This window comes from Bradyrhizobium sp. ERR14 (assembly GCF_014198235.1).
Taxonomy (GTDB): domain Bacteria; phylum Pseudomonadota; class Alphaproteobacteria; order Rhizobiales; family Xanthobacteraceae; genus Bradyrhizobium.
On record NZ_JACIHD010000015.1, the window covers coordinates 95,599 to 121,956 of the forward strand.

The 26,358-nt window shown below is 58.3% G+C and carries 29 protein-coding genes and 1 pseudogene; 3 read left to right on the forward strand and 27 right to left on the reverse strand.

The window, feature by feature from the left end; genetic code table 11:
- Positions 1 to 2: 2 nt before the first annotated feature.
- The 6 genes from GGD62_RS30145 to nifH form a co-directional block, all read right to left on the reverse strand.
- Complete coding sequence (locus GGD62_RS30145; RefSeq protein ID WP_183711778.1) at positions 3 to 1,310, reverse strand: FAD-dependent oxidoreductase; 1,308 nt, start codon at positions 1,308 to 1,310, stop codon at positions 3 to 5.
- An 11-nt stretch (positions 1,311 to 1,321) separates the two neighbouring features.
- Positions 1,322 to 2,431 (reverse strand): electron transfer flavoprotein subunit alpha/FixB family protein, encoded by a 1,110-nt coding sequence (locus GGD62_RS30150; protein WP_183711780.1) that lies wholly within the window; start codon positions 2,429 to 2,431, stop codon positions 1,322 to 1,324.
- Between the two features lie 994 nt (positions 2,432 to 3,425).
- Positions 3,426 to 3,767: a nitrogenase stabilizing/protective protein NifW gene (nifW, locus tag GGD62_RS30155; RefSeq protein WP_183711782.1), complete on the reverse strand. Its 342-nt coding sequence runs from the start codon at positions 3,765 to 3,767 to the stop codon at positions 3,426 to 3,428.
- 474 nt (positions 3,768 to 4,241) lie between these two features.
- Positions 4,242 to 5,432, reverse strand: coding sequence for a homocitrate synthase (gene nifV / locus GGD62_RS30160; protein WP_409333972.1), 1,191 nt, complete (start codon positions 5,430 to 5,432; stop codon positions 4,242 to 4,244).
- 290 nt (positions 5,433 to 5,722) lie between these two features.
- Positions 5,723 to 6,514, reverse strand: a complete 792-nt coding sequence (locus GGD62_RS30165; RefSeq protein ID WP_183711784.1) for a nitrogen fixation protein NifQ — start codon at positions 6,512 to 6,514, stop codon at positions 5,723 to 5,725.
- 149 nt (positions 6,515 to 6,663) lie between these two features.
- Positions 6,664 to 7,548, reverse strand: coding sequence for a nitrogenase iron protein (nifH, locus tag GGD62_RS30170; protein ID WP_183257923.1), 885 nt, complete (start codon positions 7,546 to 7,548; stop codon positions 6,664 to 6,666).
- A gap of 364 nt (positions 7,549 to 7,912) precedes the next feature.
- Between nifH and GGD62_RS30175 the strand changes: the two genes are divergently transcribed.
- Both GGD62_RS30175 and GGD62_RS30180 read left to right on the forward strand, forming a co-directional pair.
- Positions 7,913 to 8,536: an ArsC/Spx/MgsR family protein gene (locus GGD62_RS30175; RefSeq protein WP_312014311.1), complete on the forward strand. Its 624-nt coding sequence runs from the start codon at positions 7,913 to 7,915 to the stop codon at positions 8,534 to 8,536.
- Between the two features lie 458 nt (positions 8,537 to 8,994).
- Positions 8,995 to 9,738, forward strand: coding sequence for an OmpW family protein (locus tag GGD62_RS30180; protein ID WP_183711787.1), 744 nt, complete (start codon positions 8,995 to 8,997; stop codon positions 9,736 to 9,738).
- Between the two features lie 433 nt (positions 9,739 to 10,171).
- Here GGD62_RS30180 and GGD62_RS30185 read toward each other — a convergent pair whose 3' ends face one another.
- The 14 genes and pseudogenes from GGD62_RS30185 to GGD62_RS30250 form a co-directional block, all read right to left on the reverse strand.
- Entirely contained in the window at positions 10,172 to 10,519 is a 348-nt protein-coding gene (locus GGD62_RS30185) for a ferredoxin (protein ID WP_104461830.1), read from the reverse strand.
- A 1,028-nt stretch (positions 10,520 to 11,547) separates the two neighbouring features.
- The gene (locus tag GGD62_RS41115; protein ID WP_246800353.1) at positions 11,548 to 11,847 is read right to left on the reverse strand and encodes a hypothetical protein; all 300 of its coding nucleotides are present in this window, start codon (positions 11,845 to 11,847) and stop codon (positions 11,548 to 11,550) included.
- Between the two features lie 431 nt (positions 11,848 to 12,278).
- Positions 12,279 to 13,433, reverse strand: coding sequence for a DegT/DnrJ/EryC1/StrS aminotransferase family protein (locus GGD62_RS30195; RefSeq protein WP_183711848.1), 1,155 nt, complete (start codon positions 13,431 to 13,433; stop codon positions 12,279 to 12,281).
- A gap of 41 nt (positions 13,434 to 13,474) precedes the next feature.
- Positions 13,475 to 13,744 carry a DUF6129 family protein gene (locus GGD62_RS30200; protein ID WP_183711789.1) on the reverse strand — a complete coding sequence of 90 codons (270 nt, stop codon included), beginning with the start codon at positions 13,742 to 13,744 and terminating at the stop codon, positions 13,475 to 13,477.
- A 33-nt stretch (positions 13,745 to 13,777) separates the two neighbouring features.
- Entirely contained in the window at positions 13,778 to 14,137 is a 360-nt protein-coding gene (locus GGD62_RS30205) for a DUF3024 domain-containing protein (protein WP_183711791.1), read from the reverse strand.
- Positions 14,138 to 14,152: 15 nt separating this feature from the next.
- Positions 14,153 to 14,380, reverse strand: a complete 228-nt coding sequence (locus GGD62_RS30210) for a nitrogen fixation protein NifZ (protein WP_183257928.1) — start codon at positions 14,378 to 14,380, stop codon at positions 14,153 to 14,155.
- Entirely contained in the window at positions 14,377 to 14,691 is a 315-nt protein-coding gene (locus GGD62_RS30215) for a nitrogen fixation protein NifZ (RefSeq protein ID WP_183258076.1), read from the reverse strand. Before GGD62_RS30215 ends, GGD62_RS30210 begins: the two co-directional genes overlap by 4 nt.
- Positions 14,692 to 15,047: 356 nt before the next feature.
- Complete coding sequence (locus tag GGD62_RS30220) at positions 15,048 to 15,272, reverse strand: 4Fe-4S binding protein (protein ID WP_183711793.1); 225 nt, start codon at positions 15,270 to 15,272, stop codon at positions 15,048 to 15,050.
- A 10-nt stretch (positions 15,273 to 15,282) separates the two neighbouring features.
- Positions 15,283 to 16,782 (reverse strand): nitrogenase cofactor biosynthesis protein NifB, encoded by a 1,500-nt coding sequence (gene nifB, locus GGD62_RS30225; RefSeq protein WP_409333974.1) that lies wholly within the window; start codon positions 16,780 to 16,782, stop codon positions 15,283 to 15,285.
- Positions 16,783 to 17,180: 398 nt separating this feature from the next.
- Positions 17,181 to 18,044, reverse strand: a pseudogene (locus GGD62_RS30230) (SIR2 family NAD-dependent protein deacylase).
- Positions 18,041 to 18,265 carry a putative nitrogen fixation protein NifT gene (gene nifT / locus GGD62_RS30235; protein WP_104461836.1) on the reverse strand — a complete coding sequence of 75 codons (225 nt, stop codon included), beginning with the start codon at positions 18,263 to 18,265 and terminating at the stop codon, positions 18,041 to 18,043. The pseudogene GGD62_RS30230 and the gene nifT overlap by 4 nt, the downstream one beginning before the upstream one ends.
- Positions 18,266 to 18,270: 5 nt before the next feature.
- Positions 18,271 to 19,443 (reverse strand): cysteine desulfurase NifS, encoded by a 1,173-nt coding sequence (gene nifS, locus GGD62_RS30240; protein ID WP_183711797.1) that lies wholly within the window; start codon positions 19,441 to 19,443, stop codon positions 18,271 to 18,273.
- Positions 19,440 to 19,790, reverse strand: coding sequence for a NifU family protein (locus GGD62_RS30245; RefSeq protein WP_409333973.1), 351 nt, complete (start codon positions 19,788 to 19,790; stop codon positions 19,440 to 19,442). The genes nifS and GGD62_RS30245 overlap by 4 nt, the downstream gene beginning before the upstream one ends.
- Positions 19,766 to 20,089, reverse strand: a complete 324-nt coding sequence (locus GGD62_RS30250; protein WP_183711799.1) for an iron-sulfur cluster assembly accessory protein — start codon at positions 20,087 to 20,089, stop codon at positions 19,766 to 19,768. Before GGD62_RS30250 ends, GGD62_RS30245 begins: the two co-directional genes overlap by 25 nt.
- A gap of 272 nt (positions 20,090 to 20,361) precedes the next feature.
- Between GGD62_RS30250 and GGD62_RS30255 the strand changes: the two genes are divergently transcribed.
- The gene (locus GGD62_RS30255; protein WP_183257933.1) at positions 20,362 to 20,952 is read left to right on the forward strand and encodes a hypothetical protein; all 591 of its coding nucleotides are present in this window, start codon (positions 20,362 to 20,364) and stop codon (positions 20,950 to 20,952) included.
- A gap of 9 nt (positions 20,953 to 20,961) precedes the next feature.
- Here GGD62_RS30255 and GGD62_RS30260 read toward each other — a convergent pair whose 3' ends face one another.
- The 7 genes from GGD62_RS30260 to nifN form a co-directional block, all read right to left on the reverse strand.
- Positions 20,962 to 21,357, reverse strand: a complete 396-nt coding sequence (locus GGD62_RS30260; protein ID WP_183711801.1) for a Rieske 2Fe-2S domain-containing protein — start codon at positions 21,355 to 21,357, stop codon at positions 20,962 to 20,964.
- Between the two features lie 495 nt (positions 21,358 to 21,852).
- Entirely contained in the window at positions 21,853 to 22,476 is a 624-nt protein-coding gene (locus tag GGD62_RS30265; protein WP_246800354.1) for a host specificity protein, read from the reverse strand.
- A 1,086-nt stretch (positions 22,477 to 23,562) separates the two neighbouring features.
- On the reverse strand, positions 23,563 to 23,862 hold the full coding sequence (gene fdxB, locus GGD62_RS30270) for a ferredoxin III, nif-specific (protein WP_183257935.1): 300 nt from the start codon (positions 23,860 to 23,862) through the stop codon (positions 23,563 to 23,565).
- 11 nt (positions 23,863 to 23,873) lie between these two features.
- A complete protein-coding gene (locus tag GGD62_RS30275; RefSeq protein WP_179733173.1) occupies positions 23,874 to 24,074 on the reverse strand; it encodes a CCE_0567 family metalloprotein in 201 nt (66 codons plus the stop codon).
- A complete protein-coding gene (locus GGD62_RS30280) occupies positions 24,071 to 24,547 on the reverse strand; it encodes a NifX-associated nitrogen fixation protein (RefSeq protein WP_183711803.1) in 477 nt (158 codons plus the stop codon). The genes GGD62_RS30275 and GGD62_RS30280 overlap by 4 nt, the downstream gene beginning before the upstream one ends.
- A gap of 6 nt (positions 24,548 to 24,553) precedes the next feature.
- Positions 24,554 to 24,949: a nitrogen fixation protein NifX gene (gene nifX / locus GGD62_RS30285; RefSeq protein WP_183257937.1), complete on the reverse strand. Its 396-nt coding sequence runs from the start codon at positions 24,947 to 24,949 to the stop codon at positions 24,554 to 24,556.
- Complete coding sequence (gene nifN / locus GGD62_RS30290; protein WP_183257938.1) at positions 24,946 to 26,355, reverse strand: nitrogenase iron-molybdenum cofactor biosynthesis protein NifN; 1,410 nt, start codon at positions 26,353 to 26,355, stop codon at positions 24,946 to 24,948. Before nifN ends, nifX begins: the two co-directional genes overlap by 4 nt.
- Between the last annotated feature and the right edge of the window lie 3 nt (positions 26,356 to 26,358).

Sequence of the window (26,358 nt, forward strand, 5' to 3'; positions counted from 1 at the left end):
GATCAGCGCCAGGCCCGGGCGAAACGACAAGCATCGCCGAACAGACCTGTCCATGACCGCGCCTTGACAAAGGATTTCAGGGTCGCCTTCTCCTTCTCAGCCTTCGGCGTACCATCGACGCGCACAAAGTCTTGCATCGCCTTGGAGATGAGCTGCGGATAGGTGAGAAAGAAGTTTTGTGAGTGAGTATGCATCAGGGGCGGCAAATCCTTGTACTTCTTTAGATCTTTGACGACGAAGGAATCGTCCAGCATCTTCTTGTAGATCGACAGATTTGTTGCACTCATTGGCTCGCCGCGCGATTTCACCAGACCTATCGCTTCGGCGGCGATGCGGCCGGAAGTCATCGCTAGATTGGAGCCCTCACGATGAACGGCATTGTTGAGTTGGGCTGCATCGCCCACGACCACCCACCCCTCCCCATAAAGCTGCGGGATCGACTTATAACCGCCTTCAGGAATGAGATGGGCCGAATATTCCTTGACTTCGGACCCTGCTATCAGGGGCACCACAGAGGGATGCCTCTTGAATCGATCGAGCAGGCCGTAGGGCGTCTGGCCCGTGCGCTGGAAGTCGGCGACGAGACAACCTATGCCGAGCGAAATGCACTCTTTGTTGGCATAGATGAAACCCATTCCGGTCATGCCGCGGGAAATGGTACCGGCAGCCTCAATCACGACGCCTTCATCGCCCTTGAGATTGAAGCGTTCCTCGATAGTCTCGCGAGGCAAGAAGTGCATCTCCTTCACCGCGAGCGCAACATTATCGGGTGTCGGGCGCGCGCGCAGCCCCGCGCGCGTCCCGAGCAGGCCATTGACCCCTTCGGCCAGCACGACGACATCGGCGTGTATTTCGCCGTCTCGGCGATCTGTACGAACACCGACGATCCTTTCACGCTGGTCCCGTGCAAGCTCGGTGACGGTCGTCTCGCACAGCACGGTCGCGCCAGCCTCCCGCACCTTGGAGGAGAACCATTTGTCAAACTGGGCGCGTATAATCGTGTAGCGGTTCGGCCGTTCCTCGTTGAAGTCCTCCGAGCGGTAATGCATGCCGACATGGGAGCGATCGTCCATCATCCAGAAGCGCTGCTCGATCAAGTGACGTTCGAGCGGCGCCTCCTCTCGAAACTCGGGGACCAGCTTTTCCATCATGTCGGCGTAGAGGATGGCGCCCTGCACATTCTTCGATCCGGGATATTCGCCCCGCTCGAGCTGCAGCACCTTCATGCCGCGTTTAGCCATGGTCAATGCCGCCGCGTTGCCGGCCATACCGGCTCCCACCACGATCGCATCAAATCTCTCTTCAATCATCATCATCTCCTCTAGACTGCGATACGGGCGCGCGAATTCGGCAATAGCCGGGCACGAAATGCGGCCGTCAGCGCCGGTAGCAATTGCATGGCGTCACTGACGATCGCGAGATGAGCGAAGTCGAAGATCGGAGCGTTCTTGTCAGTATTGACGGCGACGATCAGATCCGCGCCCTCCACGCCAACACGGTGCTGGATCGCGCCGGAAATGCCGGCGGCAATATAGAGCTTCGGCCGGATGGTTTTGCCCGTCTGGCCGATTTGCCGGTCAGACGTAACCCACCCTTTTTGCACGAGAGGACGCGAGCAGCCATATTCAGCGCCAAGCAGAGTTGCGAGCTCGCGCACCAGCCGAAAGTTCTCAGGCGATCCCAATCCCAGGCCGCCCGCAACCACGACATCGGCATAGGCCAGATTGGACGTTTCTGCATCGCGGTCGGGAAGGAACGACAATACTTTTGTGACAATATCATCTTCGACAAGACCGAGCGGATGGACGATGATACGAGCGGAATCGCGTACGACGCGATCAGGCATCGGCATGACCCGCGGGCGTACGGTTGCCATCTGCGGACGATAATTCAAGGTATAGATCGTGCAGAGCAGCGAGCCACCAAAGGTCGGACGCGTCGCCGCAAGAGAACCATCGGCGTCGACCTCCAGCGCGGTGCAGTCGGCAGTGAGCCCCGTCGACAGGGTCGTCGCCACGGAACCTGCGAGATCGCGACCGAGGGTCGTCGCCCCCAACAGTAGGATTTCGGGTTTGTAGGTGTTGACGAGTTCGGTTAGCGCTTTGGTATAGGATTCGTTGCGGTAATCCGACAAAACATTGTCGCTCACGAGATAGGCCAGATCGGCGCCGTAGCAAAAGGCGTCAAGCGCGGCGTTACGTGTGTGCTGCCCCTCTGGACCGATAACGACAGCGGCAAGATTTACCTTTAGCCTGTCGGCAAGCCTGCGGCCCGCACCCATGAGCTCCCAGGAAACCGGATGCACCTGGCCACGCTCCAGCTCGACGAAGACCCAGACGTGCTTGTACGCCTTGAAGTGCTCCGGCAGTTCTTTTTTGGCTGCTGCGCGGCCGGCCGCCGCCGGCATGGCCGTTCTGGTGACATTGCTCATGCTCTAAATTCCCCTCGAAAATAGGCGCGCCCGCGCCACACGTTGCTTTTTAGGTTCGTTAACTGAAGATCACTTTGGATCAGCAAGTGGCCGGCTGCTCTGCCCCGTCTGCTTGGTCCGACCGGCCTCACAACAAGACGCGTCGTCGCGATAGACGTACCGGTCCCGCCGGATTTGGATAGGCCTTCCACACTAGAGCCTTGCGCGCGAGTTTCGACGAGCGCCACCGCGGCGGCCAGGGCGTCGCGGTGATTCTGACCGGTCGCTTCCATGCCTGAGTTGACGAGTCCGTTCGTTGCGCAATACCTGCGCCTCACTTTCGGCCCAGCGGCACCACATCGACTGTGACGACGAGGGCGATCCTGGCAACGCACCTGTCACGCGATCCATGCCGAGCCTCCAGCGCGGACAGCCCGTATGGGCCGACGTTGGCCCTCTTCCTGACGCATGTTGCAATCCGCCATGAGATGGATACAAATCTGAGCGGAATCCGGGGCCGATTTGATGCGGACGACACTGTGCATACCCTCTCCAGGTGTAGCGCGAACGGGCGACTTATCCATTGACCACCATCTCACCGTTCATACGGAGCCTTGATCGCGTCAAAGACCGTTTCGAACGGACCTGGCGCGATCGTAGGCCACGAGATGATGGCGCAGGGCTCGGCAGGCATTAAAAGCAGCATCATGGGTCTTCCTTCAATCTCATCTCGGACGACTACCATCTGTCGGCATCGATGATCGGATCGGCAGGACAACAGCAAGTGTCGTACCAGTTGCAAAAAACACTGAATGTCAGTCGAAAGTAATGGTTTGGCAGACACTTGAATATCCGCTGATACCGTGGACACGACCAGTCCAGACATGGGTCGGGAATACGACAGCCGCCGCTCGGGTGATAGCTGCAGAGAGTTGACCCGGAAAAAGACGAAGGCCGCACATCGGGTTGCCACGGTGCCCCGTCGGGCACACCTTGCTTGCAGTGGAACGCTAGATCACTTCAGCTCGCTCAATGGGACGAAGGCCGCCGCCTTCTTAGGGTCTGCGACCGCCTCCTTCAAAACCTTGAACACTCGCTGGTCGATCGGTGACGATGCCACGAAATCGGCATAGGCCTGCTCCAGCATCGCCTTGCACCGAGCTCTGATTTCCGGTTCTGCGGCACCAGCAAATTGCTCTTTTGCAAAATATTGTCCCATGCGCTTTAAGATGTGAAGGCGCGCGACATTCACGATTTTAGGGTCGTAATCGACGTCAAGTAGCGAAAAAAAATCCTCTGCCGACGAGGCCTTGCTGAGCCGATCCAGGATACCGGCTGCCGGGGATGAGTTGATCATGGAAAATCTCCTTCGGATTAGCTCTCGACGGTAAATGAGATGGGGTTGTCCCTGTTGACTGCTGCTGTCCTGCCTCGCACAGCTGGTACACATCGCCAAAGCCTGACTCCGGAAAACGAGCCCTCAACTTCGCTGCCCGACCAGCAGGTCCGCCGGTGACGACGCTGGTCCCGATGAAGATTTGGGATCAATGGCCAGACCACGATAGAGGTTGACGCTCGTCAGGCCGGTCGCCGGACCGGAAATCAGCCGCGCGAGAAGACGCCGATTGGCAGTCCGGGGACGGCTCGCCGTTGGGTAAGAGATCACAGCATGTATGGTGGAACGGCAAGTAAGATCTGGAGGTGAGATCGCGCCAGAGGATCTGACGTGCGAAAGCTGGACGCCGTTCGCGCCCATCAGCGATATCGAACACCGTCCTTGCGGCGCGTCGGTTTGCGAGTGGTCGACGCAAATATTGTTGGACACGGCTTTTCACGCGGGGTGGTTTGCCAGGCATCCACACACGTCGCGCCAGATCGCCGCCACGGTTTCGCGCGCGACCGGCCGCTTGTGCTCGATGGCATATTTGCGGACTTGCGACAGAATCTGTTTGGCTTGATCGGGGCTGGCGACGAGCTGCAGTTCATCGAGTAACGCGGTGATCGCTCCAAGTCCGGAATGCTTGCCGATCACAAAGCGGTTGCAGCGGCCAAGCAAAACGGGATCAAGCGATTGATAGGTGCGTTGATCCTTCAAAAGGCCATCGACATGGATGCCGGATTCGTGCGTAAATACATGCTCCCCGACGATGGCCTTGTTCGTAGGAATCGCACGTGCGGCCGCGGCTGCTACCACCGCGGCGACGTTCTCGAGCTCCGGGAGTATGATGCCGGTGTCGCGCCCGTAGAGCTGCTTGAGTGCGACCGCGATTTCCTCGAGCGGGGCATTTCCGGCCCGCTCGCCCAGCCCGATGACGGTCACTGAGGCGTGGCTCACACCAGCCTTGATAGCGGAGAGCGTGTTGGCAGTTGCGAGTCCGAGATCATCGTGACCGTGAAACTCGAGTTCGAGATCGGTGGTCGCACGCAAATTCATGACCAGCGCGTAGGTTGCGTCGGGATCGAGCACACTGAGCGTATCTGCAATACGAAAGCGACGCGCGCCCTCGGCTTTTGCAGTTGCCATCAGTCTGGTGAGAAAATTGATGTCGGCGCGGGAGGAATCCTCACCACCGACGGCGACCTCAAGTCCGCGCGCACGGGCATAGCCTACCACTCGCTTCACCCGTTCCAGTGCCAGGTCGCGATGACCACCTAGCTTGGCCGCGATCTGGACATCGGAGGTCGGGACCGACATATTTATCATGGACACCTTTGCTTCGATCGCCGCGTCGACATCCGATTCCCGCATCCGACACCAGCCTATGGTGGTCAGCGGAAGATCTGCTTCGACAATGGCGCGAATGGCGGCGATCTCCTCGTTGCCCATCGCTGGCGTTCCCGCCTCGATCTCCGTGACTCCGGCCCGCGCCAGCGCCTGCGCGATCGCCAGCTTTTCCTCTGTGGTGAACGCAACGCCAGGTGCCTGCTCGCCGTCGCGTAATGTCGTGTCGTTAAGCACGGTGGGCTTGGCGCGCACCTGGTCGGACCAAGACGATTTGGCGGCGGTGCTGGCGGCAATCACGCGAGAGCTCCTCATTGTTTGACCTACCTAAGCTTCAGCAACCAGCATGCCAGCCTATCGTCCCAGGCAACCCTCTGACTAAGCTAACGCTTCCGTCCTCGACCTTCTTCAGCAAATGGATTGTCGCAAATGCGACAGGCTCATGAAGCGGACGCCTTGCCTGTTGCCCCGCCGAGTTCGAACGTTAATGCAATTGCGGCGCGCAGGATGTGAGATTTGTCGCGGAGCACTTGAGCCCTCCGCCGCTTTGGACACATGGTCACTCGCTCGAAACGGCGTCAGCCGCGCCCTCAACCTTCCGCGCGGCTCACCAAATCCGGCGAGGCTTTCTGCGATGATGGTGCGATCGCGGACCCTTGTGGCAGTTCAGATGGCCAGTCGCCGGCAACGACCGGCCGAGCCGCCTGCAACAGAAAATCGCGCCGGCGCTCGGCCATCCGGCTCTCACCGCTTTCTTCGCCGAAGCAAAGGTTGAAGTCGGCACATTGCGTGCACACGGGTGTTGTGCACATCACGAGGCCTTCGTCCTCGCAAAGCATGCGGTAGAGGAAGCGCTTCCAGCGCATATTGTTGACATTGCGCACGGCGAGCGGCGCGAAATGGCGGCTGAGCAGACGAGAGAGTTCGCCACGATTGCGCAAGCCGAGAGCTTCCCACAGATGGTCTGGCTCAATGGCGCGGCGCGCGATCATCGCAGCCAGCCAGCGGCCGATATCCCCTTCAGTCGAGCGTTGCTTGAGCAAGAAATCGCGCAGCATTGCGATCTCGTCGTCCTCTTCGCACTTGAAAGCCGAGAGCTGCTCCGCGAGCTTGATCTCAAGGGAGGGAAAGTACTGCTCCAGCAAGGCCGCCAGTTCAAGGCCGCACAGGCCGGCCTTCTCGGGAAGGGAGCCACCATCCATTGTGGCAGCCGCCAGGATGGACGCCAGGACATGGCGGTCGAGATTGCTGTCAATGGCGATATCGGCATCTGCAGGAGGCACACCGGTGAGCAGGCTGTAGGTTGCAATTCCCCTGTGCATCTGGCTGTTGGCATCAACGGCACAAGCAGCCCTCAACGGAAGGAAGTGCGCTTCGGACATAATTTTGCGGGTTTCCACAGTGGTCAGGTTTGCCCCGCCGCATCCTGGTTTTGGTCAGGCTCGATCGTTAGAATGCCGGCCTCCCGGGATGGGCGGTTTGGGAGACCGGCACCCGTCGCGCGCCTTCACAAGGCTGCGACACGCGACCTTTACGACGCCGCGAGCTCGGCGGCGGTCTTGCCGATGATGGATTCGTCTACGGCCTTCATAATGCCATGCTCCATCAGCATGTCCTCAAGCTCGTCCATGGAGATCGGGGTCGGGATGATGCCCTTGCCGCCATTATTGTGAACCTTGGTCGCAAGATTGCGATAGTGATCGGCCTGCTTGGACTCGGGTGCATACTCGAGCACCGTCATGCGGCGTAACTCGGCATGCTGCACCACGTTGTCGCGCGGCACGAAGTAGATCAGCTGAGTGCCTAGCTTCTTGGCCAACGCTTCCGCCAGTTCCAGCTCCTTGTCGGTCTGCCGCTCGTTGCAAATCAGACCGCCCAGCCGCACGCCGCCAGAGTTCGCGTATTTCAGGATGCCCTTGGAAATGTTGTTTGCGGCATACATCGCCATCATTTCACCGGACATCACGATATAGATTTCCTGCGCTTTATTCTCGCGGATTGGCATCGCAAAGCCCCCGCAAACGACGTCGCCGAGCACGTCGTATGAGACATAGTCAATGTTTTCGTAGGCGCCGTTCTCCTCCAGGAAATTGATCGAGGTAATGACGCCGCGCCCGGCGCAGCCGACACCCGGCTCAGGACCACCGGACTCCACGCAGCGAATGTCCTTGTAACCGACCTTCATTACGTCCTCGAGCTCGAGGTCTTCCACGCTGCCGGCGCTCGCTGCAAGGCTCAAAATCGTGTCTTGCGCCTTGGCGTGCAGAATCAGGCGGGTCGAGTCCGCTTTTGGATCGCACCCCACAATCAGAATTTTCTGACCCATCTCGGCCAGCGCCGCTAGCGTGTTCTGCGAAGTGGTCGACTTGCCGATGCCGCCCTTCCCGTAGAACGCGATTTGTCTCAGTGAAGACATGTTGCTCTCCATCAACCGATTTGCCAAAAGTTGTGCGCTTCTTGCACGCGAGCTTGTTTCTCTCTCAGAAACGGGGGCACACGGGTTCAAGGGAAGGAGCGCATCGCTCGCCTTACGCGTCGGCGTGCACTCAGCCCTCACTCAGTGTTGCTGCCGCTTATTAGCAACCGCCGTGCCAACGCTTGACCACGCTCCTTAAGCATCTGATTACGTTTCTAAAAACCAACCAGCCGTGGAGTGATCCTGGTTGTTTCTGATCCGACAGGATCCGCGGCTGTCAGAAAGCGAACAACGACCACAACCATTAACGCGAAAAGCCGATTTGGCGGGACCTGTTCCGATGCCTTCAGGTGTGGAACGGAACTTGCTGCTGTTCTCGCAAGTCGAGCGATTTGAGAAGCGTGAATATGCCGGTCGGGCTCAAAACCTGGCGGACCAGCGGCGAGTGTTGCAAATACAGTACAGCGCTTGGTGCGCTGACATTGGAAATGATCGGGCAAGAAATTCGAACTGGCTCACGAAAGCAGCAGCGCCGTGCCAATCGTTCAGCTCAGCGCGCTCACATAGGTATGTCGTGGCGACAATTATCTTTTATCAGAAGCTCGGCTGCGCCACTAACGCGCGTCGGATTCAAGCGCTGAAGTCCGCCGGCCACGACGTGATCGCCCAAGACATCTTGAATAAGCCATGGGATGCGGAGGAGTTGCGCGAGTTCTTCGGCAACATGCCCGTCGAGGCCTGGTTCAACCGAGCTGCGCCCCGTATCAAGTCAGGCGAAGTCAATCTCGATACTATCGACGCGGCAAGCGCACTTGCATTGATGGTAGGCGATCCGCTCCTGATACGACGACCGCTGATCGACGTAGACGGCGCACGATTTGCCGGACTCGGTCATGAGCCCGTGCTGTCGCTGCTTGGCCGCAACACGCAAGATAATCTCGAGGAATGCTTCCACGAAGCAAACCGCACGCGTTGTCCACAGACGTGAGGAAACGGCGGAGCGTACCCCCAGGCCATCAAACGAGGCAAAGAATGACGTTCCCCACTTCCGGCTTCCTTCACCGGTAGTAACCGAGGGGATCTTCGCTGAGACGGCCGGCGCGAGTGGCTGCCCCGTAAGGCGGCATCGCCCATATTGCGCTCGCATGCTGCGCTTCTCGCCTTCGCAAGGTGTGAGAGGCCGCCGCAGCTGCCGCCTCTATCACCCATGACTCCGCGGCCTGGATTGGATCAGAGCACCAAGCCGAGAGGCAGTTTCTTGAACACTTCGGCTCTCTTGACTGAAATAACGATCAGAACAGACCACCACGCTCCGCGGTCGTGATCCTTATGCAACTTAGCGGCATAATTGTGCGACGGTCGCTCCCATTTTGATCGGTATCAAATCCTCCGACATCCCCCATGTGTGACAGAGATCTCGCGCGGCTCCTCGCGTGAACCTATGGAATGGAGACTTCGATGAGAACAAGGACAGTTCTGACGGCGGCATCGCTCCTCGCACTAGCGAGCTCGTTGGCCAGCATCTCCGTACGGGCTGCGGATCTGCGTCCGGCTCCGGTCTACTATAAAGCGCCTCCAATCGAATCCTTCAATCCATGGATGATCCGCCTGCGCGTGCTCGGCGTTTTGCCGGATACCGCAGGAAGCTCGGTCAACGTTGCCGGGACGCCCTCGCTGTCCTCACCAAGTTCTGGGCTTTCGATCAGCTATCAAGCCATACCCGAGCTCGACATCACCTATTTCTTCACGAAAAACGTTGCAGCTGAACTCATTCTCGGCGTGACCAGCCATCACATCAGCGGCAGTGGCGCGCTCACTGGGCTCGATATCGGCAAAGCCTGGCTGTTGCCGCCAACACTGACGCTGCAATATCACTTCACAGATTTCGGCCGGCTCAAGCCCTATATCGGCGCGGGCGTCAACTACACCGCATTCTTCAACCAATCGGCAGCGAATACCTCGCTCGCCGGACTTGCCGTGACGGATTTGCGCATTAGCAACAAATTCGGCGCGGCTGTCCAATTCGGCTTCGATTACATGCTTGATCGTCACTGGGGTCTCAACTTTGACGTGAAGAAGCTGTGGCTGCGGCCGCAGTACTCCGCGACCGTAAACAATGCAGTTGCCGTCACCGGGCGCGCCAACATCGACCCATGGCTCGTCGGCGGCGGCGTCACCTACAAGTTCTGAGGCTAGGACAGGACCCAGTTGATCAACCGGACGCGGCGAGCTCATCGAGCGCGTCCCTTAACCTCACCACAGCGCAAGGAAGGAGCGAGATGACGCGGTCAATTACGTATCATCTCGCGAGACGCAGGGAGCCATTCGCAGCATCGCTCTCGCTGCGAGCTACGGATCGCGTGGCATGAGTAACGGTACACAAACAGACCGACCCAGTTTACGATCATATTCTTGTTTCATCGCGCGTTGCAAAGGCGCCATTTGCCTATTGGGCGGAGAAAAACGGCGGCACGCCGCGCCAAGGTCAATGACCTGCTGTTCGCAGACCCGGAGCGTGAGGCTTCCCCTCAACCTCAGACGATCTGAGCTCCGAGCGGCCCGCTCATGGACGGACAAGCCGTCCATGCTCGCTAGCTCGGCAAGTGGCCGCTAAGCGAAGCTTCTAGCCTCGCTTTAGCACCATCACAAGGCGGTCGACACGTTTGTCCTGCTTGAGGTGGGAGTTTACGATTTCGTCAACGTCCTCAGGCGTGGTCGCGCGATACCACACTCCGTCAGGATAAACGACCATCAACGGACCGGAGTTGCAAAAGCCAAGGCAGCCTGCCATCGTGAAGCCAATATCGTAGAGGCCTTGCGCTTCGATCGCCTTGCCCATTCGATCCCACAGGGCTTGCGCGCCGGAGGCGCCACAGCTGCCGTGCGGATGAGTTGGCGGACGCTGCGTGTTGCAGGCAAAGACATGATGCCTATAAAGTTGAGGAAGCTCGAATTCGGTTTCTGAGTTCATGCGCCTATCCTGTGATCAATGCGCTTCATCTGAAAGAGCCAAAGTGCGAGCACATTGCCCCTCACAATCTCTTAAGATTGAACGCCGCATCGACCAATTGCTGCTAGTGATTCCTACTCGCGCTTGCGAAAAGCGGCGAAATGAGCGGGCACCATCGTGATTGTCGTCGCTGAAGATCAGCGATAGATACCTTCGCGTCCGGAGCAGCCTCCTTGATCAATTTCAACCTCTTCTCCCGTCATCGCGGTCTTTTTACTCCCGCATCACTTGCTCACCATCCAACTTCTCCAAAGCAAGTTGCGCACCAGATACGTTACGTTCGTTTCTGCAAGGATCCCTTGCTTTGCCCGGCGCGACTCACAATTATTGCCGAAGTTGTGACAAATGTCGTTTGCTTCTGTTTCGGACACGACAAACGTCGCATAGCGTTTGGCCTCCCGCTTCAACCTTCTGCAGTTCGTACGCAGGATAAGCGAGAATCTCGGCTATTTGCCCAGCTCTCGCGCTATCATATCTTGGAATGAGCAGCGATCTTCATGAGCCTCATGCCGCCTATCGAGGAGTCTTCATTCTCGACGATCGCGCGGTGACTCGAGCGCTCTGTTCTGCCATGGCGTGATCGGCTCGCCGCATCGCCCGGCGCGAACCCACAGCATCTTTTTCGCCTGCCGGCTCGATTTGGCGAGCTAAGGCAGGAGCAGCTTCTTGGTGCGGCGAAGGTCGCGGAGTGCAACGCCGTAATCCACGCCAAGCCCCGTTTTGTCTCACAAGTCAAAAGCCGTGACACCCATCTGCCAACGCTCACGAGTAGGACGGCCTCTCAGACGGCAAAGCGCCTCAGGCAGCTTGAGCACAACAAAGCGATGGGGCCGTTAGTGGGATGGATCGTTATATCTATGGTTTTGTCGCTGTCTCCGAACGGGCGGCCGACAAACCGGGTCCTCCAGCAGCTTGACGCCGCAGGCAGACGTCACCTCCGATCACGCCGAGCGCTACCGCTCGTCCATCGCTGGGGCCGTCGATGCACATCACAGTGTCGATCTCGAATCTTGCACCGTGCCGGCCGCATCTGAGGAGCGATCCACCCAAGAAAACGCGCCAGAGCCGATGTTGAGCCGGACGCTCTCATGCGGACAACGATTGACGTAGCCAAGATAGTCGTTGCTGAAGGTGCGCACCACAATAACTGAAAATGGCCGGCTCTCGCCTCCATCGATCCGCGACAAGCTACACCCCATGGCGCCACGCCGCTCGATGGCGTCGACCAGACAGACGGCAAACCCCTCGATTTGATCGCTCATCAGGTTGCCGTTTATCGGTTCGCTCATCCCGGCCTCGCAGTTTCCTGCTTAAAGGCTTCGATCGCAGTCCGGCTCAGCCGAAACGTCCCACGGCCACGAGCGAGCGGCCGATAAGCCGAGCTTGCACGGGCGTGGAGGACATCAAACCATTGGTTCGGCGTGAGCTTCGTCGGACGCTCGCTGATCTGGATCACCCTCCCGTTCGGACCGAAGCGGACGTGGATGATGACTTGTTGCGAGTTCATACCGATCTCCTGTTCTGGTAACTCCAAAGATCCCGAGCGAACACCGACGATGTCGACTGTCGCCCCATGGACGCGGCGCCTTTGCTATCGAGCAGGACCTCTTCGCGTCGCTTGAAGCATCTCTTAGGTTCCCTTGCTCATCACTCGCGATGACAAACACTGTGATCATCGCAATTCAATTCTCGTTCTTCCGTGTGTTGGATCACGAGCATCTCAGTAAATCGCTGCACCGGCTCCCACGTTGATCGACGCATCTTTCATGGTCTCGACGATAAACTCGATCTGCTTGTTCGTGATATGGGTGTGAAACGGAAGCGCAAGAGCGCGATCTGATATTTTTTCCGCAACCAGGAAATCGCCACGCCGATAGCCGAAGTCAAAGTAGTGGCGTTGCAAGTGCAGCGGTTGGCTATAGGCGGCGGATTCAACCTGCGCGACGCGCAGATCATCGATAATGGCGTCGCGCCCCGATCGAGTGAAGCGTGTCCCCAGATGAACGAGATAAAGCAACCAGTTTACCTCGGTTACATCGGGGCCGACATAAGGCGGCTTGAGGCCCTCAAATGATTGCATATGCGCGTTATAAAGCTGCTCGATGAACCGACGCCGCTCCAGGATTTCATCGAGACGCTTGAGCTGCGCTAGGCCCAAGGCGGCCGTGAGATCGCTCATGCCGGCCTGATAAGGCGCCGTACTACCGACAACAACGGAAGAGCGCTCGTCCAGGCGATGGGCGCGATGGCGACGCAAGTCGAGCGCAATGTCGATATCGTCGGTCACCACCATTGCGCCTTCGCCACAGGTTAGGGCCACCGGCTGAGCAAAGTCGAACACCGCGAGGTCGCCAAACCGGCCGACGAGCTCACCCTTGTAGCTCGATCCGATCGCCTCGGTGGAATCCTCCAAAAGCAGTAGCTGATGGCGCTGTGCGACCGCGCGCAGCTCCGACCATGGTGCTGGATGACCGTTGGGATTGCCGGCGACAATCGCCCGCGTGTTGGCCGTGATGCGCTCTTCGGCCTTCGCTGGGACTAATGCTCCCGACCAATAGTCGACATCTGCAAATACCGCTCGTGCGCCTGCGAGACTGATGGCATGCGCGGTCTCACGAAAGCAGTAGGGCGAGGCGATAACCTCCTGCCCCGGGCCAATGCCGAGCGCCCTCAGCGCAAGCAGGAGCCCGATGGTACCACTCGAGACCGCAACAGCATATTTGCGCCCAAGATAGGCGGCGAAAGCGTGCTCAAAAGCCTCAGTGATCCGCCCGTTAGAGATCTGCGGCGAACACAGCAGCGTTTCCACGGCGGAGAGCTCGGCGAAGGTGATATCGGGATCGGACAGTGAAATGAATGATGCATTCTCGTCCACAGTGTGCGCGCCATCAAGCCGATGCTCTGCTAGTTCAGTGCTCACCGCCCAACATTCCTTTTGGCCAATACGATGCCGGTCGCCCGCGTCGGATCGGCCGTAATCTGCACGCAGTGATCCGATCCGTCGATCAGATGAAGATCGAAACCCGGAAATTGCCGGAACGGCTGGTCCGGCACATCCGACGCATCACAGCGCACCCAAGCAAGCTGCGGAAAGCGGCGCCGCAGCTCGGCAAACGGGCCCATCTCGGCGCCATCGGCTGCAAGCAGCCGCTCGATTTCGATCACTTCCTCCTCGGTGAGCGCCATCGTGGCTCCTCTGTGACTGGTGAAAGGCGGGCGTCATTGCCAAAACAGACGCTCCGGATCCGCACTCAATTCGTCGATTGCCGAAGTTAACCGGTGGTAAAGGCTGTGAAATTCCCAGATTTCTCGCGCGTGGTTCTTGCGAAACAGCTTCCAGACCCCGCTCACGGCATCATAAAGAACCAGCGCGACATCGATGAGAGCGCCATCCTTGTTGATGTTGCGCGAGCAACAGGGGCTCTCGACGAGGTAGCCGCCCCTCACCGGCGTCACGTTCGGCGAGACGTAGAGATAGCGCTGGCGCGAGCTCAAGCCGCGCTCGATCCGTTTGCGATCGAGCTCGTTAGGGTGAGGCATTAGCCCGGCTTTTACCTTTCTCATCAGCGCAGCATTCATGGCGGGAGCCTCCATTCAAAGCTCTTCAAGACAGCCGATGAGCAGCTGCTCACCAAAATCGACAATGTAGATCGGCACGTTCGCTTCGGTATGGGTCGCGACGTTGATGATCTCACCGGTCGCTCCGGCGGCTAGCAAGACTCCCTCGGGCTCCGTATCGGGAAATGAGTGGTCGTTGATGAGGTCGACTGCGGTCTTGACCCGCTGGCCACGCCGATATTTCGGAAAGCCGGACTGCGTCATGACTCCTCCGGCAATGGCAGATCATCGATCTCCTCGCAGGCATCCACCAGCTCCAGTTCCTTGCGCTTCATGCCAACGCGGTAGCCGCTTTCCAGATACTCGACGCCGTAGATGTAGAATTGCTGCAGGAACGTGCCGATCGATACGACGTAGCCAACCTCTCCCTTCTTGACTAAAACGTCGCCAATCTCCTTGCCGCGATAGGTGCCATCATTGCGGATGGTGCGATTGGCCCGAACCTTTTGGCCAAAGCTGAAGACAGGCGGCTCGCTGAGCTCGACGACGTCGCTGTCGCGAACGATGCTGTTCATGTACCGCTCCTCATGCATCGCTCCTTTAAAGATGCGGGGATCCGCCTCGCCAACCGCAGGCGAGATCCTGCATCACTACATCGTGGCGCGGCACTGTCAGTCACCTCGACGATTGCAGCGCTGCCGAGAAGGCCGCGCTCGGCATCGCGAAGCGCCTTTGGACCATCGCGCGCAATGAAATGGCCACCAGGGCCATGCTACCGACCAGCAACAGCACGATCGCAGGGCAATCCAGCGCTGTCGCCGTCCGTGATGGAGGACCGAACGTCGGCGCCTGGGCCGACGCCAACGCGCAGCACGACGCTTACGACGGTTTCATCACCAGCCCTTGGCATGCCAATCATCGGCCTCACGCTTTAGGCTGGCGCCTGGTAGCGAGGCAAGGATGTGTCAACCACGCAGGTATTGTCGACCGGACAGGCGGCGACACATTGCGGGTCATCGAAATGGCCAACACATTCAGTGCATTTCGCCGCTTCAATGACAAAGCTCGCCCCCTTCTCCGAGATGGCAACGTTCGGACATAACGGTTCGCAGGCTGAGCAGCTCGTACACTGCGAGGCGATGATCTTGAATGGCACATATTCCCCCTTACGCTGCAGAGATCAGAGATCCTTGCCGGATCACAGCGTCGCCGCGCTGCACGTGCTGGATCTCCCCGCGTTTCACCTTGTCCAGATAGGATTTGAACCAGGCGATCGCCGACTTCTCGATGAACTCATGGGCGTATTGATCGACCGGCTCGATCCCCGCCTTGATCAGATTGCTTTTCGGGCAGCCGCCGATCTTGGACACGAAGACCGCATGGCAGTCATGGATGCCACGCATGATGGCAGCAAGCCTGTCCTCCTCGCCATAACCGCCCTGGCAGTAAACGTCCACGCGGCGGTGGCCGACGAATTTGGCGCCGGATGTAGAAAGTTCGTACACTTGGAATTCCTTGGCATGCCCAAAGTGCTCGTTGATCAACCCCGAGGCCTTGGTTGCGACGGCCACTAGAAGAGTGATCGCGCTCGTCTCTCCGGCAAATTCCGCAAGCTCCTTTTGGGCGGCCGCGACTTTGGCGGCACGCTCATCCTCTACCCTGGCCTGATATGCCTTGCGCATCTCTAAGTCATACTGGACGTCCATCCTCATGACCTGATCGGTGGTGAACTCTGCGCTACGATTCTCCCCCAGTAGACCGACCGCATCGGCGCGGCACTGGCGGCAATGTCGCATCATTTTGATCTCTCCTTCGCAAGCATCTTGCAGCGCCTTCAACTCCTGGGCTGTCGGTCCGCGCTGACCGTTGAGGCCAAATACTGTGCCGTGCTCGGGCGCAGAGATCAGCGGCATGATATTGTGAAGGAAGGCACCGCGCGACTTCACCGCCTTGTTGACCTCGATCAGGTGGTCGTCGTTGATGTTTGGGATCATCACCGAGTTCACCTTGCATAGGATACCGCCTTCGCTAAGCATCTCGAGGCCTTGCAGCTGGCGGTCGGTGAGTATCCTTGCCGCGTCGATGCCGGTGTAGCGCTTGTGGTTGAAGAAGATCCACGGGTAGATCTTAGCGCCGATTTCGGGATCGACCATGTTGATAGTGATGGTGACGTGGTCAATTTTCGACCTGGCGATGGCATCAATATGGTCCGGCAGAGCCAGTCCATTGGTTGACAGGCACAGCTTGATGTCCGGAGCCGCCTTGGCGACCAGCTCGAACGTCTTGAACGTCTTTGCTGGATTGGCCAGGGGGTCGCCGGGGCCAGCGATGCCAAGGACCGTCATCTGCGGAATGGTGGTCGCGACCGCGAGCACTTTTCTTACCGCCTGCTCAGGCGTGAGCTTCTCGCTAACCACACCCGGACGCGATTCATTGGCGCAGTCGTATTTTCGGTTGCAGTAATTGCACTGGATGTTGCAGGCAGGCGCGACCGCGACATGCATGCGGGCGTAATGATGATGCGCTTCTTCGCTGTAGCAGGGATGGTTCTTGACCTTTTCCCAGATTTCGATCGGCAGATCGCCTTGACCTACCTGCGAGCCGCAGCTCGCCTGCCCGGTCTTGGCCGAAGCGCGGCAGCCCTTATGCTGGGCGGCCGGCTTCATCTTGCCGCTATCCACTACAGCTTTGACATATTTTCCGCGTCCGACGACCGCGTTCATTTTCATTTTTCCCTGCAGGCATCATCGGCCCCCCAAGGACCATCCGTGAGCGAGCCTCAAGAAGCTGGGTAGCAACTTGCATGCCATGGCGGAGACGATGAAATTGGAGCCATACGCCAACGAGTTAGCGGAAACGATCGGCGCTGGGGCATGTAAGAGCATGCAATGATGCGCTTGTTGACAATGCAACAGATACGTCGTCATTCTCACGCAACGCTCCACAGCTTGCGCATTCATTCTGGCGCTGAGTGCCGGAACCCGGCTCCATCTGAACGGGTCTTCTCGCGTTGCGGCTCTCGCAAATATGTCGATAGGAGCTGGGATTCGGCTTCACAAGGACACTAATGGGTGATCAGTATCTCAACCGCGCAAGAGAGCCCAATCGCAAGCGGTGTAAGGCCTTGCTCGAGTAGAAAGCGGAGCTCGTTGCGAGAGAGCGCGTCCGGATCAACGATCGCATAGAGGGTGTCGGCCGAGCGCTTGATGATCTGCCGGGCATAGCTACACAAGAGCTGGTCGTTGAAGCGACAGCCGATGAAGAGGAAGGTCTGTCCGGTTCGCCTTTCCCTGATGATGTCCGGAATTGGCGTCTGAATGTCGATTTCGGTCAACGCCTCGACATAGTCGGCGTCGGAGATAAGGAAGTTGTTGGCCGGCTGCACGCTGCCATGCGGCTTGTACGACACCGTCGCCCAGGTGCCGGCCACGGCACTGTCGACCTCTTGGCCAAGCGAATCGTAAAAGCGATACCAGCGATTCTCGCCAATGCCGATGCGGGTGATACCCTGCACTTCGCCTCATCCATCGCGCTTACCCAGCGCCGAGCGCATGGCGGCATCATACCAGGCGTCGACTATGACGGGCAGCGACAGGGACGCAAGATGATGGTGCAACCGCGTCGGCTCGACCGGTCGAGCGAAGGCCTACGTCATCAATGCGGTCACGGAGGACCAGTGTTTGCTGATCTCGATATGCTGCGCCGACCACCACGCATTGCCCCTAGCCCTCCGCGGCAGCGCAACCTTGCTCGCGAAGAAGCTGGCCAACGCCTCTGGCGTGGTCGGCATATCGGATCTGCACAATTCGGTGAGGCCAGGACCGAGATAGGGAATGACGCTCGCGGCCCTCAGGCCGGCAGCGATGTCCACGAGCGTCGCCTTTGCATCGGCAGCATCGACAAAGTCAATCTGCGGGGGCGCCTTCATGGATCGCCCCCGTTGTCACCCCGTTTTTTTGCGTTGATTGTGATCGGTAGCCGTGTGTCGCTCGCCATCTCGGGCAAATCGAGCACCCAGCCATTAGCTACTTTGATCCAGCCGCCCCATAGCGTCTCGTACTCGGATTCCACGATTGGCTCTTCGAGATCTTTTTTTGGCACGTAGATTGACAGGCCCGCGTCCGGAGACCGGCGGATCATGATTTTCACGAGGTCTACTCCCTGACTGCGACGGGGGAGGTGGCGCGAAGGCGAGCCGCGATGTCGGACACTGCGCACACGACCTCATCGACCTCCGCGAAGGAGGTTTCACGGGACAGGGAAAAGCGCACCGCGCCACGCATCCGCCACGCCGGCACCTGCATGGCACGCAGAACATGGGATGGCTGCATTGAGCCAGCGTTGCAGGCTGATCCGAGCGACACGGCAATGCCCGCTCCATCGAGGTGGTGGGCGATGGCTTCGCCTTCGAGATGATCGAAGGCAATATTGGCCGTGTTCGCTAATCGATTGCTGATATCGCCGAGCGCAACGCACTCGCCATTGTGCAAAATTCCCTGCTCAAGGCGGTCGCGCAACGCGCCAATGCGAACGCGCTCCGGTTCGAGCCGCTCCGCCGCAAGCTCGGCGGCCTTTCCCAGACCAACAATGCCGGGAATATTCTCGGTCCCGCCGCGGCGACCTCGTTCCTGTGATCCGCCGCAGATCAGTGGCCGGAATTTTGTCCCTGTGCGCAAATATAGCGCGCCGATGCCCTTGGGGCCGTGCAGTTTGTGCCCGGATAGCGACAGCATGTCGATCGCACTGTCCTTTAGGTTCACGCGCACCTTGCCGACGGCCTGGACCGCATCGGTGTGAAACAGCGCGCCCGCCTCACGGGTCAACCCGGCCAGAAACTCCACGGGAAACATCGTTCCGGTCTCGTTGTTGGCCCACATAACCGAGGCAATCGCTGTACGTGGCCCGAGTGCGCCGCGAAACGCCTCGATGTCGAGCCGGCCGTGGGCATCTACGGGTACGATGCGCGTCTTGACTCCTCTTGCCGCCAATTGCTCGGTTAGCGCAAGAACGGCGAAGTGCTCAACTGAGGTGGTGACGATCTCGTCGCGGCCTTCCTGCATCGCAAGCGCAGAGAGGACCGCGGCATTATTGGCCTCAGTCCCTCCCGAGGTAAAAACGATTTCATGTTCGTATGCGTTCCCTAGTAGGCCCCGCAAGCTACGCCGGGCCTGCCTCACAGCGACTGCGACCTCGCTGCCGAAGGCATGCGTGGACGAAGCATTGCCGAATTGCTCCGTGAAGAACGGCAACATGGCTTGCACAACGGATGGATCCGTCCGCGTCGTTGCATTGTTATCGAGGTAGATCGGCACTCGATTTTCGCTCAATGCACTGCCTCGCCTGCAGCAGCGACGGGGATCAGGCGAACCAATTCGCCGAGTTTACCGACCAGCCGCGCCTGAATGCCTTTCAGCGTCACGATCGAAAGCTTACACAACGTGCAGGCACCGGTGAGCCTGACCATGACCCTGCTGCCATCGATCCCCATCAGGTGACGGTCGCTACCGTCGCGTTGCAGATTGGGTCGGATCTCTTCGATTGCGCCGCGAATGCGACGCTCTCGGTCTGTCGCAGTGGACGACGATTGCCTCAGTTGTCCGGTTCCGCCGGCATGCTCCGATGACCTTCTCAGCAGCTGAACGATTTGTCTCATGAGCTGAACGATTTTCCGCATGAGCAGTTCGCGGTGGCGTTCGGGTTGTGAAAGGTGAAGCCAGAACTCTCCAGCGCCATTACGAAATCGATGGTCGTTCCCATCAGATGCTCACAGCTCTTGTTATCGACGAACACCTTCAGCCCGTCGCATTCGATCACGGTGTCGTCAGGCTTCGGTTCTTCGACCAGACCCATCTTGTATTTGAATCCATTGCAGCCGCCTGCTTCGATCATGACGCGCAGACCGCCAGTCGGTTGCGTCGAGGATGAAATCGCGCTCTTGATTGCATTCACTGCGCTATCCGTCAGGTTGATCACGGCTTTCCCTCATCAGCTTGGATATAGCTGCTAAGGGCAAGCCACGTGCCAGCGCGCAGGCGCTTGATGATGCTCACTTTTTCGGATCGCGCCTATTTGCTTTGGAACCGGTGTCGCGTTCCCGACAAGGCTCCTTGATGCGATCGCAGCCACTGAGGCATTTTCTTTCTAAGCTACGGCGAAGGCCCCTACTCATGCGACGGCAAGCAATTTGCATCGCATCTGGGACCGGCAAAGGCGTCGGTGAAGAGCTTAGATCGAGGACGAATTTAATGACTGCAATCGAGAACACCGCACTCGGCAGACTTGAGAAGGAGGGCCGCCTGCTCAATGCCGTACTCAAAGGCGGGACTACCAAGCCGGGCAGGTTCGGCTTTCGCGGCGACGTCGCACTAAAATTCCAGACTCAGGTCGCGGACGAGAAACGGCCGCCAGAATATTCGATTGAGCAGGTGTTGACGATCGCGCAGGACGGCGAACGCACTATTCCGGTGCTGGCCGGCTACCTGCATTCCTTCGCCTATCTTGCTGACGTCGCGACCGTGCTTGACGGCGCCTTAAGCCCAACCGGCAGCTACTTCATGTTCTGCAACAACATTGACTTGCTGGCGAAGTACCGAGTGAAGTTAGGTGATATTATGTTCCATATTCTACCGTGCGATGAATCCACGGTTTGGAAGGAGATGATGGACCTGGTGGGGCTCAACAAGGACGAAATCAAGAAGCTCGATCCGGGCGGCAAGCTTGATTACCTCCTCGATGCCGCAAAGGATCTCGACCTGTCCTATGAGGAGATCTCGTACGACGACGGGCTAAAGAGGATGGAGCCCGTGAAAAACCGCAACGAGAACCGGCCCGTCTGAGCGCGGTCTTCAGGTGTGGGCCGATGCAACTTCTTCGACAAGATGCACACCAACGACGCAGATATCACCATCCAGAACTGCCAACGCGATCGGCGTGAGAGCTCTACCTTGACATGGACCTTCGACGCACCGGCCGGTGCCGAGTTCGAAGGTCGAACCGTGCTTGCCGCACATCAGCCGGATACCGTATGGGTCGAGGAATTCGTTCCGCTCCCAGTCCAAATTGACGCCGTTGTGTGGGCATTTATTGGCGTAGCCAAGCACCTTTTTGCCCCAGCGCACCACAATGATGGACCACGGCCGGTGATTGCCGTGATCATCGACGACCATGAGGTGGAATCCCATGGCCTGGCGGCTCGGAATGTCGTTAAAGCTGCAGATCGAGTAGATGGGATTTGGCTTCATTTATCGCCCATTTATTGCAAGACGCTTTTTATTGTCGCTTTGCAATCAACCTGCAAGAACCGTACAAGTGCCGGGCTGATAGTGTCTGTGGTGATCCAACGCGCAAGCCAGCCGTTGCTGGCTCACCCAATTACCCGACGCATAATTCAGACCAATCAGTTCGACAATTTTGGGCCTTGCTGCCGTTTCCATGAAGGCCGTGCCGCTGCAGCTTTCGGGTCCAAGCCCTCTGCACTATTTGCCGGATAGCTGCCTGCGGTGGCTGGTCATTGCTGCTCGTTGATGGCTACTCCGTAGGGAGCCCCCGTTACGCCCCCTCGGATCGCGCATCCCACCGCAGCTTCGTAAGCGCCTTCGGAGAAAGGTTGAACGGACGTTTCAGCCGGCGGGGGCGACGCAGCGAGCGTGCGCCCCCTTTAAAGCAAGACCGTTGAGCCCGGGATAGAACGGTCAAATGTCCGTCATTTCAGGCCCGCTGCTGCTATTGCAGCCAATTTACTCCATGTGCATCCCACTAAGAGCGCGCTCCAAGTAAAATGAAGGGTCATCGTCCGACGAATCCGTTTCGTAGCTTCTCTGAGGACCGACATCACTGCCCCCATCTTTGGAAAGATACTTCGTAGGCTTGCCTACCCGCTGCCACTCGTCGTTCTCGTTCTTCGCCCACACATCGGGGCGCTGGTGAGGATCAAGCACCCAGTGGTTACGACCCACCTGAACAAAACCCATGTCCGCTAGACGAGGTTCCATGCCCGCTAGGGCCGGCCGCGACAAGATCAGCGGATGGTCCCCGTCCTCTCGCAGTTGATGTTCTAGCAAGATATCGCCAGCGTTCTCGACAAGCGGATGAGTCACCCTAAGATCTACGACGGATGTGATATCGTTGCGCCCAAACTGCTGCTGAAAATGGTCTCCTTTAATCCGAGCCGGGCCTCCTGCCCTTAGAAGCCCGACAACTTCGTCGCCCAACCGGTAGCTGTAAAATCGTGCCGGCTTATTTGGATCGTCGTAGGTGTTGGCGTAACTTCCAGCAACCGTCGCTGCGCGCTCAGCCTTCTGGGAGACGAAGTCCGAGTACTCTTCTGGGTTCTCGGCAATGTGCCTGATATCACTGCGCAAGAATCTCTCAGCTCCGCGCAAGAAGGAATCTCGGTCGATCTCTCTAATGGGCGCTTTGGAAACGAGAGAGTATGACGCCGCTGGTTCGGATGACGACCCACCTCGCTCCATTCTTGCAACTGTTTCCGCAAACCGGGGACTATCTCCCGCTTCTGATGAATCGTCAGTTTGGTTACCGGTTGTGAACTGGCTGGATGAGCCAACGCTTCTGCCATACATGAGAGCGCTCTCCTATCGGCAAAGTTGCACGCAATTGAGCTCGTGCCGTGCAAGCTCTGCCGGCTAGGATAGAATTCCTAGCTGACCACAACCTGACCAAAGCAACTCGGCGCGCTTCGGCGCGACTACCCGACGCACTCTGCGCGTGAGTTACAGATAGTCGCTGCGACAAGCCGCGATCCTGTGGGTAGAATCGGACGTAAGATCGCCTGCTGCCGATCCGTCAAAAAGACCGACGTCTAATGATAATGACTCGCAGGTTCCTATCAGCAGATGGGTACGCGGCCCGACCAGGTACCCGCCAACGACAGTTAGAGACCTGCGTGCCAAGTGCTTCGTGTCCTGGTTTGCGATGTGCTATCGATGTCCACCTGCTCAATTGCAACCACCGTGTGCTGGGCAGCGAAATGTCCTCCGCAACCGGGCGTGCGCAAAAAGACCAACTAAGGTGTTCCCGGCACATCACGTTCTCTATAGAATCGATTATCTAGGCAGACATCATTATCCCCGATCGGCAGTGCGGCGGGCAAGTAAGCTTCTCCTGATCGCAAGCAGACATGCACAGCATCCCCTCCGATCAAATCGCCCCACGTGGTGGCCTGTGCTCTTCGGACTTCATCATGACGGGCACATCGATCTACTTAGCGCCGCGGGAGGCACGGCTCGCCTTTGACGAATAGGCGGACCTTGGAGACGAGCGGTTTGTGAGCAACGGCGATTGCATCGGCATAACCTAGCCGTCGCCCAACCACCACCGGGCAATGCTTGCGCCTTAGCTCGCGCGATCTAGCCATTCAATGTTTGATTGAGATCCTTCTGGCGCGCCGTCCCAACCATGAGTGCCGCGACAGGACGAGGTGTGCTCGCTCACGCCGCTTCAGAAACGGCCGAAGTGTGAGTCTGGCAGTTGGCCGGACAAACCCTGGCGCATGCACCACACCCGATGCAGGCGCCTTGATCATTCAGAACCATAGTCTTCTTCTCGATCTCATCGTCCTCGTCATCATCGAGCGCGACAAGTTCGCCCTCGTCGCTGATTCCTTTCAACGTCATGACATCTCGACCGCACACCTTGAAACAGCGACCACAGCCGATGCACTTCTTGGCATCGATCGAGCTCAGGTATTGTGGCGTCCAGTCGCGGCCGTCGCGCGTTGCAAATGACATGCATGGCTCCTTTAACTATTTTCGAGCGTCTTCAAGTCACGACTCTTGCGCTCGAATTCAGCATAGGCATCGTGCGCCTTTCGCGCCACCACCATGATCGATGTCCAATTGATGGGTAACTCTTCCGAAAGGTCGTGCAGATCCATCTTGGCCTGTATCGCCTTGGCGGATACTTTCTTTAGTTCGGCCTTCAGTGTTTCACGATCGCTCATGAGTATCCCCAATAGTTCGCCACGTCCGGAAATTTCCGAATGAGGTCGATTCCGTCACTGACATATTTGTCGCCCTCCTGCGCAAGCTTTACGAAATTATCGAATCCGAAGCGATGCACGTCGCGCAGCTGCTTGTTCACGGCGATCAGCCGGCCTGAGATGAGCACCATGCGGCCGAAGCCTTCATGATGCAGATCCAGAATCGGCTGGATCATCCCGCCGGTCTCCCTCTCGATCGAGAGCGCGACAGCATCGAAGAACAGCTTAAGCCGCCACAGTGTATCGGGATCGGGATCAGCGATAATCGGCAATGCGCGCCTTTTCTGCTTGTTCAGGATATACGGTCCGAGCAGTTCAAGATCGCTCTTCGCCTCCCAAGCTCCGTTGGTATCCTGAGCACGCCAAATCTTGATCAACTCCTTGAGGAACGGCGCGTCGACGGCGCTGTCCTGCTGCTCTATTTTTGCGGTCATATCACCTCATTCGTCGAACTCGAACGTACGCGCTCGGTCCTTTGCCATGGCCTTGCGTAGCCAGGGAGGTGGCGTGCCCTTCAGTACGCGCTCGAGTTTTTCGAGCAACACCAGAATGCTTTCTGGCTTGTTCACCTTGATAGGATGGATCTTGTTGGCCACCACTCGCGCAGCCCCGGCACCACCAATGGCGGCGACGTAAAGGATTGCGCAATCCTTGATCGCCTCGATCTTCGGCACCAACTTGTCGTCGTTGCCGTCTTCCTTAAGATCGCCCTCAAACTCAATCGCTTTGAGAAATACGTGCCCTCCAGGCGTGACATCGTAGATTGCGATATTCTTTGCCCAACCAAAATGGGCATCGACTCGACTCAAGTCCTGAGTGGCAAACGCGACCTTCATCCAATCGCCCCCCCAGCCGCGCCGGTGGAGCTGCGATAGCCTGAGCAACGTGGCGGTCCGGACGCAGTCCGCCATCTATCGGGCGTAGGCTGATCGTTTTCCTCACGGTGCGCGATCACAAGGTTGGCGATTTCGAAGATCAGATTCCGGGTACCACGATAGCCCACGGATAGTTGGTGTCCCGCACCAAGTCGATCGAACATAGGAAAACCCGTACGATAGAACGGCAATTTCAGCCGAGCCGCCGCTTGCCTGCCATGCGAATGCGTGATCAAGAGGTCGCAATGGTGTGTTTTGGCAAGCCCTTCCAGATCCTCGAGATCGCCAATGAGTACCTCCTTGGTCTTGATCCGCTCGATCACCTCCGACTGGGTGGTCGTCACGGCCGCTGTCACCTGCGCGCCCATGTCGTGCAGCATGCTGGACAGATCGAACAGAAGGTCTGGCTCAGCGCCGATAGCAACTTTGCGACCGCCAATATGGAAGTGCGCGTCCAGCATTGCATCGGCGAGCTGACCGCGCTGGCGCCGATATTTCAAAGGTATGGGGCGGCCGCTGATCTCGCTCAAGAACGTCAAGAATTCGTCGTTCGGACAGAGACCACACATCCGCTCGAAGACACGAAAAGGCACGCCGGTCTTGCCCTGCATGACCTCTGCCGCACGCTGCATCTGCGCCCCGATTGCAATCGTCCATCCGGCGCGGCCCATGCTCGCGATTTCGTCGACGCCGATGCCGCCGATGGTCGTGGGCGTAAACTCATCGGGGATATGCCCATCGAGCGATCCCGCCAGGTCAGGGAGGAAGGACGGGCACAAGCCGAAATCCTCCACTATGACACGGAGTTCATCAAGGTCGCCGGGCGTGAGGTGACATCCCGGCAGAACATTCACTTTCGACGGGTCCCGCAGGCCATTGGCGCTGGGCCCTTCCACCAGCACCTCCACAATGCGCGCCACAGCCTTCTCCCAGCCGTCCTGGAAGGCGCCCTTGAAATCAGGTGTCGAGACATACACCAGTGGCAACTTTGCGAGTTGCGGATGCTTGCTCCGGATTAGCTTGAGGTAGGCATCCACATCGTCGCCGTTGGTCTCGGTGACACCAGTTGAGCAGATCCCGATGATCTTTGGCTTGGTACGGTTGGAGATGTTCAGTATCGCCTGCTCGAGATTATCATAACCGCCAAGTACGGTCGCGACCTCGCTCATCGCGGTGGTCTGCAGCGGAACTGCCTCTTTGAAATGCCGGACGAAAAGCGTGAGCCCGAAGGACGTGCATCCCTGGGAGCCGTGCAGAAGCGGCATCGCCCCACGCAGCCCCATGAAGGCTAATGCGCCGCCGATCGGCTGACTCATCTTCAGCGGGTTGACAGCGCAGGCTTTCGTCGGCGCCGTGACGATGGCCATGAC

What these genes read in the sequence shown, in the direction of transcription:
- nifB (WP_409333974.1), bottom strand. Translation starts at nt 16,782, where the DNA reads ATGAAGCCGGCCGCCCAGCATAAGGGCTGCCGCGCTTCGGCCAAGACC.
- GGD62_RS30255 (WP_183257933.1), top strand. Translation starts at nt 20,362, where the DNA reads ATGACTGCAATCGAGAACACCGCACTCGGCAGACTTGAGAAGGAGGGC.
- GGD62_RS30165 (WP_183711784.1), bottom strand. Translation starts at nt 6,514, where the DNA reads ATGTCCGAAGCGCACTTCCTTCCGTTGAGGGCTGCTTGTGCCGTTGAT.
- nifN (WP_183257938.1), bottom strand. Translation starts at nt 26,355, where the DNA reads ATGGCCATCGTCACGGCGCCGACGAAAGCCTGCGCTGTCAACCCGCTG.
- GGD62_RS30180 (WP_183711787.1), top strand. Translation starts at nt 8,995, where the DNA reads ATGGAGACTTCGATGAGAACAAGGACAGTTCTGACGGCGGCATCGCTC.
- GGD62_RS30185 (WP_104461830.1), bottom strand. Translation starts at nt 10,519, where the DNA reads ATGAACTCAGAAACCGAATTCGAGCTTCCTCAACTTTATAGGCATCAT.
- GGD62_RS30205 (WP_183711791.1), bottom strand. Translation starts at nt 14,137, where the DNA reads ATGAATGCTGCGCTGATGAGAAAGGTAAAAGCCGGGCTAATGCCTCAC.
- GGD62_RS30215 (WP_183258076.1), bottom strand. Translation starts at nt 14,691, where the DNA reads ATGAACAGCATCGTTCGCGACAGCGACGTCGTCGAGCTCAGCGAGCCG.
- nifH (WP_183257923.1), bottom strand. Translation starts at nt 7,548, where the DNA reads ATGTCTTCACTGAGACAAATCGCGTTCTACGGGAAGGGCGGCATCGGC.
- GGD62_RS30150 (WP_183711780.1), bottom strand. Translation starts at nt 2,431, where the DNA reads ATGAGCAATGTCACCAGAACGGCCATGCCGGCGGCGGCCGGCCGCGCA.
- GGD62_RS30280 (WP_183711803.1), bottom strand. Translation starts at nt 24,547, where the DNA reads ATGACCGCAAAAATAGAGCAGCAGGACAGCGCCGTCGACGCGCCGTTC.
- nifX (WP_183257937.1), bottom strand. Translation starts at nt 24,949, where the DNA reads ATGAAGGTCGCGTTTGCCACTCAGGACTTGAGTCGAGTCGATGCCCAT.
- fdxB (WP_183257935.1), bottom strand. Translation starts at nt 23,862, where the DNA reads ATGTCATTTGCAACGCGCGACGGCCGCGACTGGACGCCACAATACCTG.
- GGD62_RS30245 (WP_409333973.1), bottom strand. Translation starts at nt 19,790, where the DNA reads ATGCGGAAAATCGTTCAGCTCATGAGACAAATCGTTCAGCTGCTGAGA.
- GGD62_RS30145 (WP_183711778.1), bottom strand. Translation starts at nt 1,310, where the DNA reads ATGATTGAAGAGAGATTTGATGCGATCGTGGTGGGAGCCGGTATGGCC.
- GGD62_RS30210 (WP_183257928.1), bottom strand. Translation starts at nt 14,380, where the DNA reads ATGACGCAGTCCGGCTTTCCGAAATATCGGCGTGGCCAGCGGGTCAAG.
- nifW (WP_183711782.1), bottom strand. Translation starts at nt 3,767, where the DNA reads ATGATCAACTCATCCCCGGCAGCCGGTATCCTGGATCGGCTCAGCAAG.
- GGD62_RS41115 (WP_246800353.1), bottom strand. Translation starts at nt 11,847, where the DNA reads ATGAGCGAACCGATAAACGGCAACCTGATGAGCGATCAAATCGAGGGG.
- GGD62_RS30260 (WP_183711801.1), bottom strand. Translation starts at nt 21,357, where the DNA reads ATGAAGCCAAATCCCATCTACTCGATCTGCAGCTTTAACGACATTCCG.
- GGD62_RS30200 (WP_183711789.1), bottom strand. Translation starts at nt 13,744, where the DNA reads ATGGCGCTCACCGAGGAGGAAGTGATCGAAATCGAGCGGCTGCTTGCA.
- GGD62_RS30275 (WP_179733173.1), bottom strand. Translation starts at nt 24,074, where the DNA reads ATGAGCGATCGTGAAACACTGAAGGCCGAACTAAAGAAAGTATCCGCC.